Annotated in this window: 16 protein-coding genes; all 16 read right to left on the bottom strand. The window is 45.0% G+C overall.

Annotated elements, in window-relative coordinates:
- Positions 1-78: 78 nt before the first annotated feature.
- Entirely contained in the window at positions 79-1,167 is a 1,089-nt protein-coding gene (locus V6984_RS01055) for a PucR family transcriptional regulator (RefSeq protein ID WP_342757979.1), read from the bottom strand.
- Between the two features lie 166 nt (positions 1,168-1,333).
- A complete protein-coding gene (locus tag V6984_RS01050) occupies positions 1,334-2,443 on the bottom strand; it encodes a sn-glycerol-3-phosphate ABC transporter ATP-binding protein UgpC (protein WP_342757978.1) in 1,110 nt (369 codons plus the stop codon).
- A gap of 246 nt (positions 2,444-2,689) precedes the next feature.
- Positions 2,690-4,240, bottom strand: a complete 1,551-nt coding sequence (locus tag V6984_RS01045) for a sensor domain-containing diguanylate cyclase (protein ID WP_342757977.1) — start codon at positions 4,238-4,240, stop codon at positions 2,690-2,692.
- A gap of 16 nt (positions 4,241-4,256) precedes the next feature.
- The gene (locus tag V6984_RS01040; RefSeq protein ID WP_342757976.1) at positions 4,257-4,925 is read right to left on the bottom strand and encodes a YesL family protein; all 669 of its coding nucleotides are present in this window, start codon (positions 4,923-4,925) and stop codon (positions 4,257-4,259) included.
- Between the two features lie 27 nt (positions 4,926-4,952).
- A complete protein-coding gene (locus tag V6984_RS01035; RefSeq protein ID WP_342757975.1) occupies positions 4,953-5,432 on the bottom strand; it encodes a GNAT family N-acetyltransferase in 480 nt (159 codons plus the stop codon).
- Between the two features lie 104 nt (positions 5,433-5,536).
- The gene (locus tag V6984_RS01030; protein ID WP_342757974.1) at positions 5,537-6,457 is read right to left on the bottom strand and encodes a DUF1002 domain-containing protein; all 921 of its coding nucleotides are present in this window, start codon (positions 6,455-6,457) and stop codon (positions 5,537-5,539) included.
- 109 nt (positions 6,458-6,566) lie between these two features.
- On the bottom strand, positions 6,567-7,499 hold the full coding sequence (locus V6984_RS01025; protein WP_342757973.1) for an alpha/beta fold hydrolase: 933 nt from the start codon (positions 7,497-7,499) through the stop codon (positions 6,567-6,569).
- Positions 7,500-7,651: 152 nt separating this feature from the next.
- On the bottom strand, positions 7,652-9,631 hold the full coding sequence (metG, locus tag V6984_RS01020; RefSeq protein WP_342757972.1) for a methionine--tRNA ligase: 1,980 nt from the start codon (positions 9,629-9,631) through the stop codon (positions 7,652-7,654).
- 502 nt (positions 9,632-10,133) lie between these two features.
- Complete coding sequence (locus V6984_RS01015; protein WP_342757971.1) at positions 10,134-11,009, bottom strand: methionyl aminopeptidase; 876 nt, start codon at positions 11,007-11,009, stop codon at positions 10,134-10,136.
- A gap of 161 nt (positions 11,010-11,170) precedes the next feature.
- A complete protein-coding gene (locus V6984_RS01010; RefSeq protein WP_342757970.1) occupies positions 11,171-11,497 on the bottom strand; it encodes a hypothetical protein in 327 nt (108 codons plus the stop codon).
- A gap of 272 nt (positions 11,498-11,769) precedes the next feature.
- Positions 11,770-12,432, bottom strand: a complete 663-nt coding sequence (gene rpe / locus V6984_RS01005; protein WP_342757969.1) for a ribulose-phosphate 3-epimerase — start codon at positions 12,430-12,432, stop codon at positions 11,770-11,772.
- 8 nt (positions 12,433-12,440) lie between these two features.
- Positions 12,441-13,385, bottom strand: coding sequence for a transketolase family protein (locus V6984_RS01000; RefSeq protein WP_342757968.1), 945 nt, complete (start codon positions 13,383-13,385; stop codon positions 12,441-12,443).
- Complete coding sequence (locus V6984_RS00995) at positions 13,373-14,209, bottom strand: transketolase (RefSeq protein WP_342757967.1); 837 nt, start codon at positions 14,207-14,209, stop codon at positions 13,373-13,375. Before V6984_RS00995 ends, V6984_RS01000 begins: the two co-directional genes overlap by 13 nt.
- Before the next feature lie 250 nt (positions 14,210-14,459).
- Positions 14,460-15,473 carry an ABC transporter permease subunit gene (locus V6984_RS00990; protein WP_342757966.1) on the bottom strand — a complete coding sequence of 338 codons (1,014 nt, stop codon included), beginning with the start codon at positions 15,471-15,473 and terminating at the stop codon, positions 14,460-14,462.
- On the bottom strand, positions 15,473-16,534 hold the full coding sequence (locus tag V6984_RS00985) for an ABC transporter permease (protein WP_342757965.1): 1,062 nt from the start codon (positions 16,532-16,534) through the stop codon (positions 15,473-15,475). The genes V6984_RS00990 and V6984_RS00985 overlap by 1 nt, the downstream gene beginning before the upstream one ends.
- A complete protein-coding gene (locus V6984_RS00980; RefSeq protein WP_342757964.1) occupies positions 16,527-18,065 on the bottom strand; it encodes a sugar ABC transporter ATP-binding protein in 1,539 nt (512 codons plus the stop codon). Before V6984_RS00980 ends, V6984_RS00985 begins: the two co-directional genes overlap by 8 nt.
- Between the last annotated feature and the right edge of the window lie 502 nt (positions 18,066-18,567).

The raw sequence follows: 18,567 nt of genomic DNA, 5'->3' as shown, positions 1-18,567 counted from the left end.
CTTTCTCATGTTTTGCGGGCCAGAAGGTCATGTTTTTTCATGCAAGCATGAAAAACATGACCTTTTGACCCTGGTATTTTAATATTGCAGCGTGTCCAGATATTTCATATAGTTTACTACCATAAGCGCAATCTTAAAAGTAAGCGCATCATCAAAGGTACGGATATCGAGACCGGTACTCTTTTCCAGCTTCTCAATACGGTATACCAGCGTGTTGCGGTGAACGAACAGCTGCCTCGAAGTCTCGGATACGTTCAGATTGTTCTCCAAAAACTTGTTGATGGTAGTAAGCGTCTCTTCATCAAAATCCAGAGCAGTCTTATCCTTGAATATTTCTTCGATAAAAATCTTGCACAGATTTACCGGAAGCTGATAGATCAATCTTCCGATTCCCAACGTGTTATACGCATCTACCCGCTTTTCCACGTAGAAAATCTTACCTACGTCCAGCGCCATTTTTGCTTCCTTGTAGGACTTTGAAACATCCTTAAGCTCGTTTACGATAGTTCCGTACGCCACCCTCACATTCAGCATGGCTTCCATATTCATCATATCTACTATCGTGTAAGCCATCTGCTCTATTTCTTCGTAACCTTCCCCATTTTTCAGTGATTTTATGAGAATCACGCTGCTCTCATCAACAGCGGTGATATAATCTCCCGACTGGCTGGAAAACATTCCGGTCAATAGCTCCGATGCCGTCGCATCCCTCTCCGTCCTTGTTTCTACCAACAGAACTACCCTGGGTACGGTAACATCCACATGGAGCTTCTTTGCCCGATTGTAAATATCCACCAGCAGAAGGTTATCCAACAGAAGATTCTGGAAAAAATTGTTACGATCAAAACGCTCCTTGTATGCCACAATCAAATTCTGTATCTGGCTTACAGCAATCTTACCTATCATATATGCTTCATCACCGCTGCCTCTGGCTACCAGAACATACATCAATTCCCCTTCATCCCTGATTTTCAATAAATGTTCGCTTCCGATGACCTGACTGTCCGCCGGAGATGTTGCAAAATCCGTTATCAGACCGGCGTCCAGGTTTTCCGCCGGGAATGTGGATGCCACCTCTACTCCATTCAAATCGAACACGCCCAAATCCACCTTTGTAATGGCGTGCAATTCCTCAATGCTTGTCCTGATTATCTGACTTGATACCATATGTTTACAAACCAGCCTTTCCGAAATAAAATTCCTCTTATGATCATACCCTTATGATAAATTATTTTGAAGTGTTGTGCAAGTTAAAATATATATCCAATTTTCATGGAACACTTTCCTATTACATAAAAAAGGGGGATGCAACCGCATCCCCCGAACCGTTTCACTAGTTCGTGATAACCTGTTCTGTTTCTTTATCAAATACGTGAATCTTCTCAACGTCGAATGCGAATTTAACCGTGTCACCGGGTCTTGCTGTCGTGCGGGAATCTACTCTGGCAGTAATCGGGAACTCTGCCAAATCAAAGTATAAGTAAACTTCTGCGCCGAGCAATTCATATACCTTAATGGTAGACTCGAATACGCATTTCGATGTCTCTATGAACATTTCAGAATCATATACGTCTTCCGGACGAATACCGAAAGTAACGCTCTTTCCTGCATAACCGCCTTCGATCAATTTCTTGGATTTTGCCGGAGGAAGAGGAATGCTGTTACCAGCTACCTTAAGGCTTGCTACATCGCCTTTTACTTCAACTTCCGCATCTAAGAAATTCATCTGAGGTGAACCCATGAATCCTGCTACGAAAAGGTTCTGGGGATTCTCATATAAGTTCTGAGGTGTATCTACCTGTTGAATAAGACCGTCCTTCATAACTACGATTCTCGTACCGAGCGTCATAGCCTCTGTCTGGTCATGTGTAACGTAGATGATGGTTGTGCCAAGTCTCTGATGAAGTTTCGCGATCTCGATACGCATCTGTACACGAAGCTTTGCATCCAGATTGGAGAGAGGCTCATCCATAAGGAATACCTTAGGATTACGAACGATAGCACGACCCATAGCAACACGCTGTCTCTGTCCACCGGAAAGAGCCTTCGGCTTACGGTCGAGAAGGGGAGTTAAGTCAAGTATCTTAGCTGCCTCTTTAACCATTTTATCGATTTCATCCTTCGGAACCTTTCTTAATTTAAGACCGAAAGCCATATTGTCATAAACTGACATATGAGGGTACAGAGCGTAGTTCTGGAATACCATCGCAATATCTCTGTCCTTAGGTTCAACGTCATTGACTACTCTATCGCCGATTTTCAATTCGCCGGAAGAAATATCCTCCAAACCTGCGATCATACGAAGTGTCGTAGATTTACCACATCCCGAAGGACCTACGAAAATAATGAATTCCTGATCTGTAATCTCAAGACTGAAATCTTTTACTGCTTCAAATCCGTTAGGATATACTTTACAGATATTCTTTAATGATAAACTTGCCATTATATTTGCCTCCTAATCAACTTTGTTTCGCGATTCCTGTTCAAATCCGGAATCGTTCATTATGAGTGCGCTTTACTCATTAACATGCATTAAGTATAACGAATCCTGCCGCTTTACGCTATACCAACATTCCACAAAGATTTTCGGACACATTGTAGAAATTGCTTATATTACCTATATATTTTTATTAACAGCGTCAATTTCAACAATATTTTTTTTTCATCTTATACACATTGTACAAACGCATTATATACCCGCCCCGTCCTGCTCCTCTTCCCCGTAAAAAGCCAATTGGTTCTTGCCGCGTTTCTTAGCTATGTAAAGAGCATTGTCTGCCGCCTTGTACAAACTCTCAAAATCCTTGCCGTCTTTGGGGAACACTGCAGCCCCTATACTGGCAGTAGCCATATATTTCACATATTCTCCCGCTTGGAAGTTCTTGAAGAAATTACAAAGCTTCTTAGCCTCCCTTTCCAATAGGGCCTCCTCGTTCAGATGCTTCAGGAATATAGTAAATTCGTCTCCGCCGGTCCTTCCGATGACATCCGTCGCCCGAAACGTGGAGCCGATCTGATGTCCAAGAGAACGCAGCACTTCATCGCCGAAAGCATGACCGAGAGTGTCGTTGATCTTCTTGAAATTATCGATATCGAGGACGAACATCAATCCCTGATCCTCAGGATTTCCTTCCATCCATTCCTTGATCTTGCGCTCGGTGGCGAGCTTGTTGTTCAGGCTCGTGAGAAGGTCTGTATCCGCCTTCTCCCCAAGCTCCTTGCTCTTCTCGCTGCTCTTTATCTTATCGATAATATTGATAACGACGAGCAGGCCTAAAAATACCCATATCGCCACCACCAGCTGGTATATCATCTGCTTGGCGTTGCTCCAGCCTCTTTCCTGAAGTCCGTCTACATAGCTCTGATTCACTCCGGCTACCAGCGTCCATTTATTGATTCCCACCGGTGCATATACAAGCTGCCTCGCTTCTCCGTTCACCATAGTACTGAAACTTCCTGCAGTCTTGTTCTTCATACGGATAACCGCTTTGGCGACCTCGTCGTCATAGCCTCCGTTTTCCTTGATCGTCGTCCATATGTTACTTCCCCTTAGAAATTCGCTGTTATAATCGGTATTTTCTATAATCATTCCGTCGGGAGCGATAAGCACATAAAAGGCGTCGGCATCGAATTCCGACTTTTTAAACAAACTCCTCAGATTCTCTACGGGATAATACATGAGCAGCTTATCTGAGCCGGTCTTCGTTCCCAGTGGAATTGCCGCAACAATCGCTTTTTTATCCATGCCGATTTCGTCTGTCTTCACATAAAGGTACCGCACCTCACCTTCTGTTGCGGCAGCCTTATCATCCGCAGCAGAAAAATCCGAGCTTACAGTCTCTCCGAATATTTCCTCATAGTAGCTTAGGTTTTTGAGATTCATTTTAGAGGCGTTCTGATCCAGTCCATTGCCTGCCGCATCGCTGTAGACTACCGCATATGCTTTGGAATTGTTTCTGAGAACGGCTGCCATATCGGCAGAAAGCACCTTATTAGAGGCGATATACTCCTCCATAAGGTGACCGACGGGCTTGCCCGCGCTTACCATAGACGCAAGCTCAAAGTTAATCTTCGCGGCGTACTTCTCGGCTACGTCCATCATACTGTTTTCTACTTGTTCCGCAGCCGATTGGCTGCTCTTAGCTGAAAAGTTAAATAGCATTACGATAACAACTACTATTAGTACCATGGCTGGAATCAGCCATTGTATAACAGCCGCTCTTGTTTGCCCGTCTTTCATTGCCATCTCCCTAGAATCAATTTACCTCATCGTTTTCGCTAATAGTTTCAAATCTATCCTTTACAGGTTCTTCTTCAGGTTCAAATTTTTTAAAGGTTCCGCTGTAAAGCTTCGCGGAAAAATAAGCCGGCACTGAGATTCCAAACATAAAAATGAGAGGAACCGCCATAGGAGTAACATAAAACAGCACAATTGGAACCGCATATAGAAGCAGCATAAGAATCGTCTTCGGAAAACTTAAAATTGACATGAATAAGGAATTCTTAATCGTATTCATTACCGTATTGTCAAATCTGGAAAGCACCGGGAATACGTAAACAACAACCATCATCATGAACAATCCCAGCACGAATAAAAAGATTTTAAGGGCCTTAGGAAATTCCATCGCCGCATAGTTGAAAATCAAAATGTCTCCGGCAAAAACTAAGATAAACACTAAGATGATCAGCCATATGATAGTTGCCTGCTTAAAGTTCTGCTTGAAGGACTTAAAAAACGACCTTACGATATAACCCTCCTCATTGCGCGCCATCTTGAGCAATACATAGTTCAGTCCAGTCAAAGACGCTCCTATCGTAAAAATCGGAATACAACAAATTATTGTCAAAATGTTCAAAATCATTAAATCCGCCATGACGGTCAAGAAACGCATGACCGGACTGTCCATATCAAAAAACTTACCCATATTAGCTTTCCTTTTCTCTTATTTTATTTATATAGTCAATTCCATAGGTGTATAACGAATACCGTCGGCTGTCTGCTCCGACTGCAAATCCTTAAAGCCCAATCTATGGTAAAACCCCACTCCGAAAGGAGAGGAGTTTACCGTAACTCTTTCGATTCCTAATTCAGTTTTGAGATATTCGCACAGGCGATACATCAGTGCCCGTCCTACCCCTTTTCTATGGTGCCTCTCATCCACAAACAAAAGTGATATGTGAGAATTGCTTCTTACCGTGATCATACCGACTATCTTGCTGTCCTTAAGCGCGACGAACATCTGATAAGCACCCATAATAAACATACGACGCAACGCGTTGTCAGTTATGAAATTCTCAAAACTTCTGACTCCTTCAGGTTCATAATCCTCCGCTTCAAATTGAAGAAAAGTCTTCCATGCCAATGCCACCGATTCTTCCCACTCATCCTCATAAGCCATACGAATCTCGTAAGAGAATTCACCCTCTGTCATTGTTTCTGTCCTTTCAACTGTCTAATTACTTGTAATTATAACGAATCTCATTGCATTTTACAAGAAATTATATACAAATTGTAAAAATTTTTAGTTCTAAAGTACTATTTGAAGATGCTGCTGAAGAAATCCTTCACAGAATTCTTAATGCTTTGAAAAAATCCTCCCGCCGCATTGGTCACCGCATCGCTCACCGCTTCGCTGATTGCCTCGTCCGCATGGTTCACGATATCAGCTCCGTATTTATTGTAAAGCTTCTCCGCCTGACTGATTAAATAGTCGCTGTTCAGTCCCATACCCTCGAGCTTGTTCATCAAGTCCACGATTCTCTGTACCTCTTCCTTCGTCAGGCTAACTCCAAAGCGCTCTTCTCCTTCTTCTACAGCAGCCCGGATATCCTCATCCGTCTCCAGTTCTCCGTTCGCTACCTTCTCCTTAATGTAAGCGATCAATTTCTCTATATCGTCTCCGCTCACATTTTGCGCTGCTTTTGCAAGCTCTCCGGTAGTAATGAGTTCATCCAGCGCGCTGGAGAGGGAAGTGTCAGAAATAGTTGTTCCTTCCATCTTCTCGTAAGCCTTTACCGCACCTATTAAAGCGGCGGTTCCCGAAATCTGAGAGGGCGCTGCAACGATTACCTTCGTATCTTCCACACCTGCCGTAAGCAAAGCATTGCGGTACATGCCGGTGGTACAGTAATTGATATTTTTCGTCGTTACCGTAACGCCGCTGCCTGCTGCCTGCTTTTTCAGCATCACGCTGGATAAGGACTTGCTCCCGATGACAGAGGAGCTTAAGTATTCATCCAGGTATTGATGCTCCTGCGCATTCGTAACGTAAATCACATCATATCCGGCAAGCTGATCCTTCGTTATTCCCATCAGCTCCAATACCGAAGCTTTTTGCTCCTCCGTAAGGTCCGCACCGAGAGCGACCACAATCTTGCCTTCCTCCTGCGCGGACGCGCTCATGCCGAATAAACCTGTCAAAAATAAAACGCCTATTAATGCCAACCATTTTTTCATAATAGTCCTCCAAGTTTTCGATGCCTGCGAATTTGGACGCAAGCACAAATTTACATGTGAAAAATTTATTTTTCACATTAATCTCCTTTTTTGTTGCCTATCTACCCACCTATAAGACGGATAAAATCCATGAGTATATATCTTCATATACCTTTAACTTATCCGTTTCATTTAATATCTCGTGTCTGTCGTTCTCGTAAAGCTTAAGCTGCACATTATTCATCCCCAGATCCAAAAACGACTGGTATACCGCTTTCACTCCTTTTCCATAATTACCTACCGGGTCTTCCGCACCCGATGCGAACAAAACAGGCAGCTCCGAAGGCATATTTTTCAGATTACCCTTTTTATTCAGCCTCGCCAAAAGCTCGAAAAGAGTCTGGAATCCGTTTATGGTAAAAGTAAACCCGCAAAAATCATCGTCTATATATGCATCCGCAATCTTTTTGTCCTTGGTGAGCCAGCCCGATTTCGACTTCTCGTCTTTTATTCTCTTGTTGTATCCCCTAAAGGATTGCCTGTCTAAAAACACACTTTCTTTTTGGGAACCGCAAAAAAGCTTCTGCAAAGCCGCCACCGCCATTCCGAAGGCAATGACAATCCCCGACTGGGTTCCGGTTCCAACGATGATGGCACCTTGTATTCCGGTTCCGTAACGGCATAAATAATTGCGAAGTATGAAGGAGCCCATGCTATGTCCGAGAATGATATAGGGTACACCCGGATATTTTTCCTGAGTCAGCTTCTTGAGCCTATGCGAATCCCTCACCACTACCGTGGCTGGATCCTGCACACAAAAATATCCCTTCGTTCCGCTCTCTCCGGCCGTCTTCCCATGGCCCAAATGATCCTCACCTACGACCAGGATTCCCTTTTCCGCCATAGCTCTTGCAAAGTCGTCATAGCGTTCCACATGCTCCGCCATTCCATGTATGATCTGCAAAATACATATAGGCTTATCCGTATCGGGTATCCACTGCGCTGAATATATCTTGCTTACATTATCTCTGGATTCAAAATAAAGTTCTTCTCGTTTTACCATAAAATCCCCTCCATTCTTTTGTATGGCGAAGCTCGTCAAAAGATGCTCTCTGATATGGAAATGAGTTCACAAGGGGCAAAAAATGCCCCTTGTGAACTCATTATACACCATAATATATAATATTTTAAGTTTATAATATAAAATTCCTTAAATTAGCAGATCTCCGCGCCTGCAGGCATCGTCTTTTCCGGAATCATGAGGGCCAGATTGCCGTCCTTATCTTCCGCACACAAAAGCATTCCTTCGGATACGACTCCCGCCAAAGTCGCCGGCTTGAGGTTCACCAGTACCATTACTTTCTTACCCACCATTTCCTCCGGAGAATAATATTGCTTAATGCCGGATACGATTTGTTTCACCTGACTGCCGATGCGCACTTTGGAACAAAGCAGCTTTTTGGACTTTTGCACTGCTTCACAGGCGATGATCTCACCTACCTGGAATTGCAGTTTATCAAAGTCATCGTAAGTGATCTCCGGCTTCGGTTCGATATCGATCACATCCTCAGAAACCGCTTGTTCCTGTGTCTGTCCTGCCTGCGTTCCGGATTCGAACAGCGTCTCCACCTTTTCCAGCACTTCTTTTGCATCCAACCGTGCGAACAAGATTTCCGGAGTCTCGGTCACTTTATTGCCGGAAGGATATTTTCCAAAACTTGTAAGCTCCTCAAAGCTTCTTAAAGAGGTGTTTAACTGAGCCGCGATCTTTTCGGCAGTGGCCGGCATAAAAGGTTCCAGCAAAGAAGCGCCGATGACAATGCTCTCTACCAGATGATAGAGCACCGAAGCCAGCCTATCGGCTTTAGCCTCGTCTTTTGCCAGCACCCACGGCTCCGTTTCATCAATATACTTATTACATCGTTTGAAAAGTACGAAGATTTCCGATATGGCATCCGCCACTCTCAAATCTTCCATCTTCTTTCTCACTCTTTCATAGGTTCCGGCTGCGACAGCCTTCAAATCATCGTCCAAAGCCTTCTGCTCTTCAGATGCGATACTCTTATCCGCAACGACTCCACCGAAATATTTGTTACTCATAGAAATCGTCCTGTTTACCAGATTGCCGAGGGTATTCGCCAAATCGGAATTAAGTCTTTCCACCATAAGCTCCCACGAAATCACGCCGTCATTTTCGAAAGGCATCTCATGAAGCACGAAGTAGCGTACCGCATCCACCCCGAAAAAGTCTGCCAGATCGTCCGCATACAGGACATTCCCCTTTGATTTGCTCATCTTGCCGTCTCCCTGCAGCAGCCACGGGTGACCGAATACCTGCTTAGGCAGCTCCTCGCCCAGGGCCATAAGGAAAATAGGCCAGTAAATCGTATGGAAACGGATAATATCTTTTCCGATCAGGTGAAGGTCTGCAGGCCAGAGCTTTTTATACTGCTCGGTACTGTTTCCGTCACAGTCATAGCCGATTCCGGTAATATAGTTGGTAAGTGCGTCCAGCCACACGTAGACAACATGGCCTTCGTCGAAGTCTACGGGAATTCCCCATTTGAAGGAGGTTCTGGACACGCATAGATCCTGCAGTCCCGGAAGCAGAAAATTATTCATCATTTCGTTTTTGCGGGATACTGGCTGTATGAACTCCGGATGCTCATTGATATGCGCGATGAGCCTATCCGCATATTTGCTCATTTTGAAGAAATACGCTTCTTCCTTTGCAGGCTTTACCTCTCCTCCGCAATCCGGGCATTTTCCATCTACAAGCTGGGATTCCGTCCAAAAGGATTCGCAGGGGGTGCAGTACATTCCTTCGTATGCCCCTTTATAAATGTCACCTTGCTCGTACAGGCGCCTGAAGATTTTCTGTACCTGCTTCTCGTGGTAGGTATCCGTGGTACGGATAAATTTATCATAGGAGGTATCCATAAGATTCCACAAGTCTTTGATCGTTCCCGCAACGTTATCCACATATTCTTTGGGAGTGACACCGGCTTCCTGCGCTTTTATTTCGATTTTCTGTCCATGCTCGTCTGTTCCCGTCTGGAAGAACACGTCATAGCCGTCTTTCCTCTTGAATCTTGCAATGCTATCGGCAAGCACGATTTCATAGCTGTTGCCAATATGCGGTTTGCCGGAGGTGTAGGCAATAGCGGTGGTGATGTAATATTTTCCTTTACTCATACTCTTTGCTCCTTTTTCAGTAAATATAAAATAATATCGGGGTCAAAAGAGGGTTGCCCCTAGTATCATAAAACAAAAAAGCCCGTCTTCTTAGTATGACTAGAAGACGAGCGAAAAGCCGTGTTACCACTTCCTTTTGTCCGCTTCTCACGAAGCGAACCTCTGCGGGTACTGCTGATTATGCACGGTTCATGTATGAACCTAAACACAAATTACTTTATACCCTGCCGCTATAACAGGCGGACCTGTCGCAGCCTTACCGTTGCCGGTTCGGTGCGCTGCTCGGAAGCCATTTTCGATATATTTTCACCCGGTTCCTCTCAGCATCCCGTTAACAATCCTGCTGCGCGGAATGGAACCTTCTCTGGAAAGCTTTCACATATCTACTCTCTTCGTCACTGCTTTTTACTTCATTTTATTGATATTGTTAGACTAACACAAAGAAATTATACTGTCAATCGCGTTTCCTACAAATGTTTAGGGGTTTTCAACGCTCAATTCTTTAATATGCTAATATCTCATATCCATCCTCAGTGACTGCTATGGTAACTTCCCACTGAGCGGAAGGTTTTCCGTCGTCGGTGTAGGCAGTCCAGCCATTATCGTCATCGATGTAGATTTCACTTGCCCCCATGTTGACCATAGGTTCTATGGTAAACACCATACCGGGCACCATAAGGGTTTCGGTCCCTTTTTTGGTCACATAGCTTACAAAAGGGTCCTCGTGGAACTCTATTCCTACTCCGTGCCCGCCGATTTCACGGACTATGCTGTAGCCATTCTGAAGTGCGTGACTGTGAACAGCTTCTCCCATATCTCCGAGGAAGTTCCACGGCTTTACCTGCTCAATTCCTTTTTCCATGCATTCCTTCGCCACGCGGACGAGCTTAGCAGCCTGTTCCTCTACTTCTCCGATGCAGAACATGCGAGAGGAGTCGGAAAAATAACCTTTATAAATCGTGGATACATCTACGTTGACAATATCTCCGTTTTTCAGGAACACGTCTTTCGAAGGAATTCCATGGCATACCTGACTGTTAATGGAGGTGCATGTGCTCTTCGGATATCCGTCATAGTGAAGGGGGGCAGGAACAGCGCCGAGCTCTGTAGTCTTCTCATATACCATGCGGTCTATTTCTTCTGTGGATATATTCTCCCGTATGTTAGCTGCCACGTAATCGAGTACCGCAATATTGATCTTACCGCTCTCCCGAATACCATCTATCTGTTCCTTCGTCTTGATCATGTCCCTATCGGGAATCATATGACCTTCCATTTGATAGCGCAGGACCTTATCGTCGAAGGCTTCATGACAGGTTTTATATTTTCTTCCGCTCCCGCACCAGCAGGGCTCGTTTCTTTCCAATTTTTTGAACATGGTTTTCCCTTCTTCCAAAATATTTGAACTCACTGTAAGTGTTCCAAAATATTATAAAACACTTTTTATAATTTACATACGGCATTTTTCATATATTTCATGAGATAATTTCTAATATATTTTATGCAGTATTTTCTAATATTTTCTAGTGTGTGACCTTATCAGACGATGATAAGCGGGTTGCAAATTACCCTAACTCTGCTTCCCGGAGCCGGCAATAACGACACAGCCACACTGCCCGCCAATGTTGCAATTTCTACCGCAGTTTTCACAATTCCTAAAACCACTTCGCCGCCGCCCTGTCTCGATAAAATCATGGCCGGAAATGCGGCGTTATTACACTTACAAGCGAATTGGAAAATGACCGCATTCCGCTTATCTTCTGATAATATTTCTTTGGCGTCAGCAAGCTTGTCGTAACGTCCGCAGAAGGCTGCTGGACTGTATTCATCAAGCCGTTGAGTGCATTTAAACAGTATAGATGCCACAATTCCAATTTATCCGACTGTAGCAGAATTAAAACAATAACGGTACAGCTTGTCGCATAAAAGCATGCAAAGTCTACGGGACTTATTATGTCTCCATGCGAGCCAGTCCTAATAGACCTTGCATGGAGCTAAAACAATACAAAGACGCATTTTTATCCACCTTTAAATTTATAAAAAACCTCCGCCTTTCCAAAAACTCAAAAACAGAAAGGCGAAGATTTCTAATATCTCCTCAGTTTACCTGATTTATTTAACAAATTATCTTAACATATCTATTTTTGAAATGCCTCAAACGCATTCAGCATATCCTTCACATTCCGCCTTATATCGCCCCTGAAAATCGATGAGCCCGCCACAATCACATTCGCTCCGGCTTCCAGTACGACATGTACGTTGTCTGCGTTGATGCCGCCGTCCACCTGAATATCCGTATCAAGGCCTCTTTCCTCCACAAACTTACGGGCCTGCCTGATGCGCTCTGTGGACTCAGGAATGTAGGCTTGTCCGCCGAATCCCGGCTCCACGGTCATTACTAACAGCATATCCAGCTTGTCCAAACATGGGAGAACTGCTTCTATAGGAGTCGCAGGCTTTATGGATAGACCCGCCTTCTTTCCCAGGGCGTGTATCTTGTCGATTACGACTCCGGGGTCCTGCACCGCTTCAAGATGGAAGGTGATAATATCCGCTCCGCATTTCGCAAATTCCTCTATATAACGCTCCGGCGATGTAATCATAAGGTGTACATCAAAGGTGATATCCGACACCCCCCGTATAGAGCTGATGACCGGCATCCCAAAGGATATGGAAGGTACGAAGCTTCCATCCATGACGTCCACGTGAAGATACTGTGCTCCTGCCTCATGCACTTCCTTTATCTGCTTTCCCAAAACAGAAAAATCTGCTGCCAGAATAGACGGTGATAATATCAGCATTTCCTCTCTCACTTTCCGATGAATTCTTTTACCGATTTATATACGCCTGTGCCATCCAGACCATATTTCTCCAACAGTGCCATAGCCGGTCCGGATTCTCCGAATACATCCTGCATACCAATCTTTTTAACCGGCGTGGGTGCTGCTGCAGACAATGCGTCACATACTGCGCTTCCAAGTCCTCCGATTACGGAATGCTCCTCAGCGGTAACCACTTTGCCTGTCTTCTTCGCGGATGCTATGATAAGTTCCTCATCCAAAGGCTTGATAGTGCAGATATTGATCACTTCTGCGCTGACGCCTTCCTCCGCAAGCTTCTCAGCCGCTTCCAGAGCGCTGCTTACGCAGATTCCCGTAGCTACAATAGTTACGTCAGTACCCTCTCTGAGCAAGGTACCTTTTCCTATCTCAAATTTATAATCAGGTCTGTCGTTAATAATCGGACAGGCTGCTCTTCCGAAACGCAGATATACCGGTCCTTCATGCTCGATTGCAGCTCTTACTGCGGCTTTTGCTTCCACATCGTCTGCAGGGTTCATAACTATCATGCCCGGAATCGTTCTCATCAGCGCGATATCCTCGTTGCACTGGTGGGAAGCTCCATCCTCCCCTACGGTAACGCCCGCGTGAGTCGCTCCTATTTTTACGTTCAAATGAGGGTAACCCAGAGAGTTGCGCACCTGCTCAAAAGCACGTCCTGCTGCAAACATTGCGAAAGTGCTGACAAAAGGGATTTTCCCTACTGTGGAAAGTCCTGCTCCGATGCCTACCATGTTACATTCTGCGATTCCGCAGTCTATATGTCTTTCGGGGAAAGCCTTCTGAAAAACACTGGTCTTTGTAGCCGCCGCCAAATCAGCGTCCAGAACTACCAGATTAGGAAATTCTGCGCCAAGCTCCGCAAGCGCGTTGCCGTAGCTTTCTCTCGTTGCAATCTTCTTTACTTCTGACATAATTCTTCACCAATCCTTTCCAAGTCTGCCATCGCTACCGCGAACTGCTCGTCGTTAGGCGCTGTGCCATGCCATGCCGCCTTGTTTTCCATAAAGGAAACGCCTTTGCCCTTTACGCTGTGTACAACGATTGCCGTAGGCATACCTTTCGTTTCGCGAGCCTCTTTGAACGCTCTTCTGAGATCGTCGAAATCATGCGCATCTGCATTGATTACGTGGAAATTAAATGCCTCGAATTTTTTATCTATCGGATAGGGAGAACATACGTCGTCTACCTTACCATCAATCTGTAAGCCGTTGTTATCTATAATCGCTACCAGGTTATCCAGCTTTCTGTGCCCGGCGAGCATAGCCGCTTCCCATACCTGTCCTTCCTGAAGCTCTCCGTCTCCCAGAAGTGTATATACGCGGAAATCTTTACCGTCCAATTTAGCTCCCAGTGCCATTCCTACCGCTGCCGATATTCCTTGTCCCAGGGAACCGCTGGACATGTCCACTCCCGGAATATGCTTCATATCCGGATGTCCCTGCAGATACGAACCCAGTTTGCGCAGTGTCTTTAAATCCTCCACAGGAAAATAACCCTTGTGGGCTAATGTGGAATACAAACCCGGTGCCGTATGTCCCTTGGACAATACGAATCTGTCTCTGTTTTCCATCTTCGGATTCTGCGCATCTACGTTCATTTCTTCATAGTACAGATATGTGAATACATCTGCCGCTGATAACGAGCCGCCCGGATGTCCGGCTTTTGCACTGTGAACCGCTGTAACGATTCCTTTTCGCACTTCATTGGCTTTTTTTTGTAATTCTAAATTTTCCATCTTTTTCCTCCAAAAATAAACCGCATTTACTAAAACACTTTACTAAACTACTCTACCACATATTAAATTTCCCGTCTATATAGTAACATGAAATAAATCTGCTAATTTGCAGACTTCTTTCAGCAGTTTTACCTTAAATGGCAGTAAAAATTCTAAAAACCCGCGAAAACACAAAATAACAAGGGGAACCCAAAGGGTTCCCCTCGGGAACCTTATAGGGCTCCCCCGCAGCAGATCCGGCATGCCGTACCTACTTGCGTTTCTCCTTCGCCTTGGCAAATAGGCTCTGGAGTATGATGAAAAAGGCTAGCAATGCTGCTATCGTGATTTTGGTCCACCAAGAGGACAAGGTCCCTTGGAAGGTAATGAACGTCTCTATCGTTCCTTTGATCAATACGCCGAACAAGCTGCCGATGACGTTACCTACGCCGCCGGTAAGAAGAGTACCTCCTATTACTGCACCTGCAATCGCTTCCATTTCAAAGCCTTTAGCCTGCTCTACGAAACCGGAACAGGTATTCAGGCCGAATAGGAATCCGCCGAAGGCCGCCAAAAATCCGTCTATAATATACACCTTCAGTTTCGTTCTTCTTACATTAAGTCCCATTAAGAGGGCAGATTGCTCGTTACCGCCTACTGCGTAGACAGACCGTCCGAACTTCGTATATTTCAGCATGATGAATACGATGACCAACACTAACAGCGCCAGAACAACGCTCGGATAAATATACGGATTTATGATAACGCCCTTTTTATTCACATAACCGCCGAAGGGGAAATACAATTTCTCCTGCGCCCAGCTTAGAAACAGTTCGTTTTTGATACTTATCATCTCCGTGCTTATGATAGCCGTCATACCTCTCGCAAAAAACATTCCCGCCAAGGTAACGATGAACGGCTGAATCTTCAGATATGCAATGAGGAATCCCTGAACCAGCCCGAAAACTATTCCCACCAAAAGTACGATGATAACAGCAGGCACCGCTCCAATACCCTTTTTCTCCATCATCCACGCCAGAAGCATACAAGTCATGGCCACTACGGAGCCTACCGAAATATCGATTCCTCCGGTAATGAGCACCATCGTCATGGATACCGCAATGACGATCAGACCCGCATTGGAAATAAACAAGTTCAAAAATACCTGAAGTCTTCCGAAATTATTATCTTTAAATACGATCAATCCGATGGCATACATGATAAAAAACAGCAAAATCGTAATGAGAAGCAGGAATTGATTGCCTTCCAGTTTGAATTTCTTCATTATGCCACCTTCTTTCTGGCGCCGCCGCCGATTTTCTTCTTAGCATTCTTCCAAATCTTCGACAGCTCAGGAGACTGCAAGGATACAATAATCACAACTACGATAGCTTTATATACCGGAATCTGGTCTGCCGATACGCCCATGGCGTATAAGGTAGTGGTGAGCGCTTGAATCGTGTAAGCTCCGATCACGCTTCCAGCCAAGGAAAATTTACCGCCGCCCAGGCTGTTTCCTCCCAGTGCCACTGCCAGAATCGCATCCAGCTCCATATTCAGACCCGCATTATTGGCATCGATAGAATATACTCTGGAAGTGATGATAAGTCCCGCGATACCGGCACATAAACCGCAGTAAGCATAAGTTAAGAACTGTATCATCGTGGAATTCAGTCCCACTAATCTTGCTGCCTTCGCGTTAATACCTACTGTCTCGATATAAAGGCCCAGCGCCGTTTTCTTCAACAGGAGCATTGTCAGCATTACTACCAAAATCGCTGCGAATACCGGTGTGGGAAGGGGAACTCCGCCGATGAAGGCTCCCAGCTTCTTAAAATGATCCACGCGCACATAGATCATCTGTCCGTCCGTGATAAGCTGTGCAATACCGCGGCCGGCCGTAAATAAGATCAAAGTGGCAACCATAGGCTGAATCTTCATCTTCGCCACCAGAAACCCGTTCCATGCCCCGCATACGATACCTACCGCCATCGCTGCCAGCACTCCCAGTATATAGGGAGCATGGTATTCGTTTACCGTCTGCTGACCGCCTGAAAGCACGAAGCAGCAGAGGGCACCTGCCAGAGCGCTGACCGCTCCTACGGAAATATCCGTCCCTCCGGAAGCCGCAACCACCAACGTCATACCTACCGCGAGGATTACCAGCTCGCTGGCGCGGTTTATGACATCGATAATATATCCATAAAATACTCCGTTATTAATTGTTATCGCAAAAAAGGTGGGCGTCTTGATGACGTTAATAAGAAGCACCAGCGCCAAGCATAGAAACGGCAGAAAAAGCTTATATCCTGTCAGCCTCTTAAATGTTTTTTTTGCATTATTCATCACTTCCACCTCCTGCTATTGCTTTCATGACACCCTCCTGAGAAAGCTCACTGTCTCCCAGTTCTCCTACCTTCCAGCCATCTCTTAGAACCGCCATTCTTGAACAAGTGCGAAGCATCTCTTCGATTTCGGAGGAAATGAACATAACCGCCATGCCTTCTCCCGCGAGCTTCAATACAAGCTTCTGGATCTCCGTCTTTGTACCGATATCGATACCTCTGGTGGGTTCATCCAGAATGATGAAGTCGGGGTTGGTAAGGAGCCATCTTCCCAAGATCACTTTCTGCTGATTCCCCCCCGACAACTGTTTGATCGGGACCTCTCTATTCGCCGTCTTAATCTTTAAAAGATCTATGTACTTATCGGTAAATTCCTCCTGCTCCTTCTTGCTAAGCTGTTTAAATATACCCTTTTTCGCCTGCAGAGCTATAATGATGTTCTCCCTTACGGAAAGGTCCGAAATAATTCCCTCTTCCTTTCTGTTCTCCGGCAAATAAGCCATTCCCGCCTGCATCGCGTCGATGGGCGCACCGACCAGAAGCTTTTGTCCTTTTACAAAAAGATCCCCGCCGTCAGCCTTATCCGCACCATAGATTGCCCGCGCCAGCTCGCTGCGTCCCGAACCCAAAAGGCCCGTAAGCCCGATCACTTCACCCTTATGGATTTGAATATCAAAGGGCTTGATCGTTCCCGTATGATACAGCTTCTTCGCATCGATTACCACTTCTTCGCCGACCTTGCCCGCTCCCTCTCCACTCTTCTTGATGGCGGCAAGATCGTCAAAATCCTTACCTATCATTTCAGCAACGAGACGTACCCTGGGCAGCTTCTCCACTTCGAATTCACCCACCAAAGCACCGTTTCTAAGTACCGTTATGCGGTCGCACACCTCATATACCTGCTCTAAAAAGTGGGTAACGAATATAATTCCTACTCCTTGTGCCTTTAACTTTCTCATTAAGGCAAAAAGCTTCTCCACCTCTCCGTCGTCCAGAGAGGATGTAGGTTCATCCAGAATGAGAACCTTTGCCGACATATCCACCGCTCTTGCGATAGCTATCATCTGCTGCAAAGCTATAGAGTAATTGTCCAGCGTCTTTGTTACATCTATATTTATATCCAGACTGCCTAAAACTTCTTTAGACTTTTTGTTCATGGTTTTCCAGTCAATTGCCCCGAATTTCTTCGGTTCCCTGCCTATAAACAGATTTTCCGCCACAGTAAGGTTCGGGCAAAGATTGACCTCCTGATATACGGTACTGATGCCGTTTGCCTGCGCCTCCTGAGGCGATTTGTTGATAATCGGATGGGGGCTTTCGTCTATTATTATTTCTCCCGTTTCGAACTCCTCTACTCCGGTGAGCACCTTGATTAATGTTGATTTTCCCGCGCCGTTTTCTCCCATAAGAGCATGTATTTCTCCTGCCCTTAAGGTAAAGTCCACGTCTTCCAAGGCTACAACTCCGGGGAAATTTTTATTAATATGGCGCATCGTCAATACGATTTTATTTTCCTTACGGCTGTTTTCCATTTGGGCTTCATTCCTTCCTTAAAAATCTGCCATAACTGTTCAGTATCTTCACAGTTACAATCTGCCATACTTTTTCATCATCTCACATCATATCTTTGCCATTTATTTTTAGGAACACTTTCCTATTAGGATTAGGGTGTCAAAAGGTCCTTTTTAAATATATTCGGACCAATATGACCATATCAAAAAGAACGACTGCGCCTATGAAAATATTTAGAAGTTCTTTCTCTGGATATTTGTGCCATAACAGAAAACAAAACTGTTTGAGCGCAGCGAGTTTTTTGTTTTTTGTTATGTTTGGTTCAAATGGACTGAGAATTAGAACTTCTTATATATTGGAATTCGGCGCAGGAGTCTTTTTGTTTTGGGCATATTGTCTTGAGACGTTCGCAAAAGGACCTTTGACACCCTAATCCTACTTACATGAAAAATATGGCGGGGAAGAATCCATTCCAGACTCTCCACCCGCCGCCCTTGCATTTCTTAGTTAATGTAAACCATT

The sequence above is a fragment of the Kineothrix sp. IPX-CK genome, assembly GCF_039134705.1.
In the GTDB taxonomy this organism is placed as follows: Bacteria; Bacillota; Clostridia; order Lachnospirales; family Lachnospiraceae; genus Kineothrix; species Kineothrix sedimenti.
Note: the sequence above shows the minus strand (reverse complement) of the source record. Positions and strands in the feature narration are given on the sequence as shown.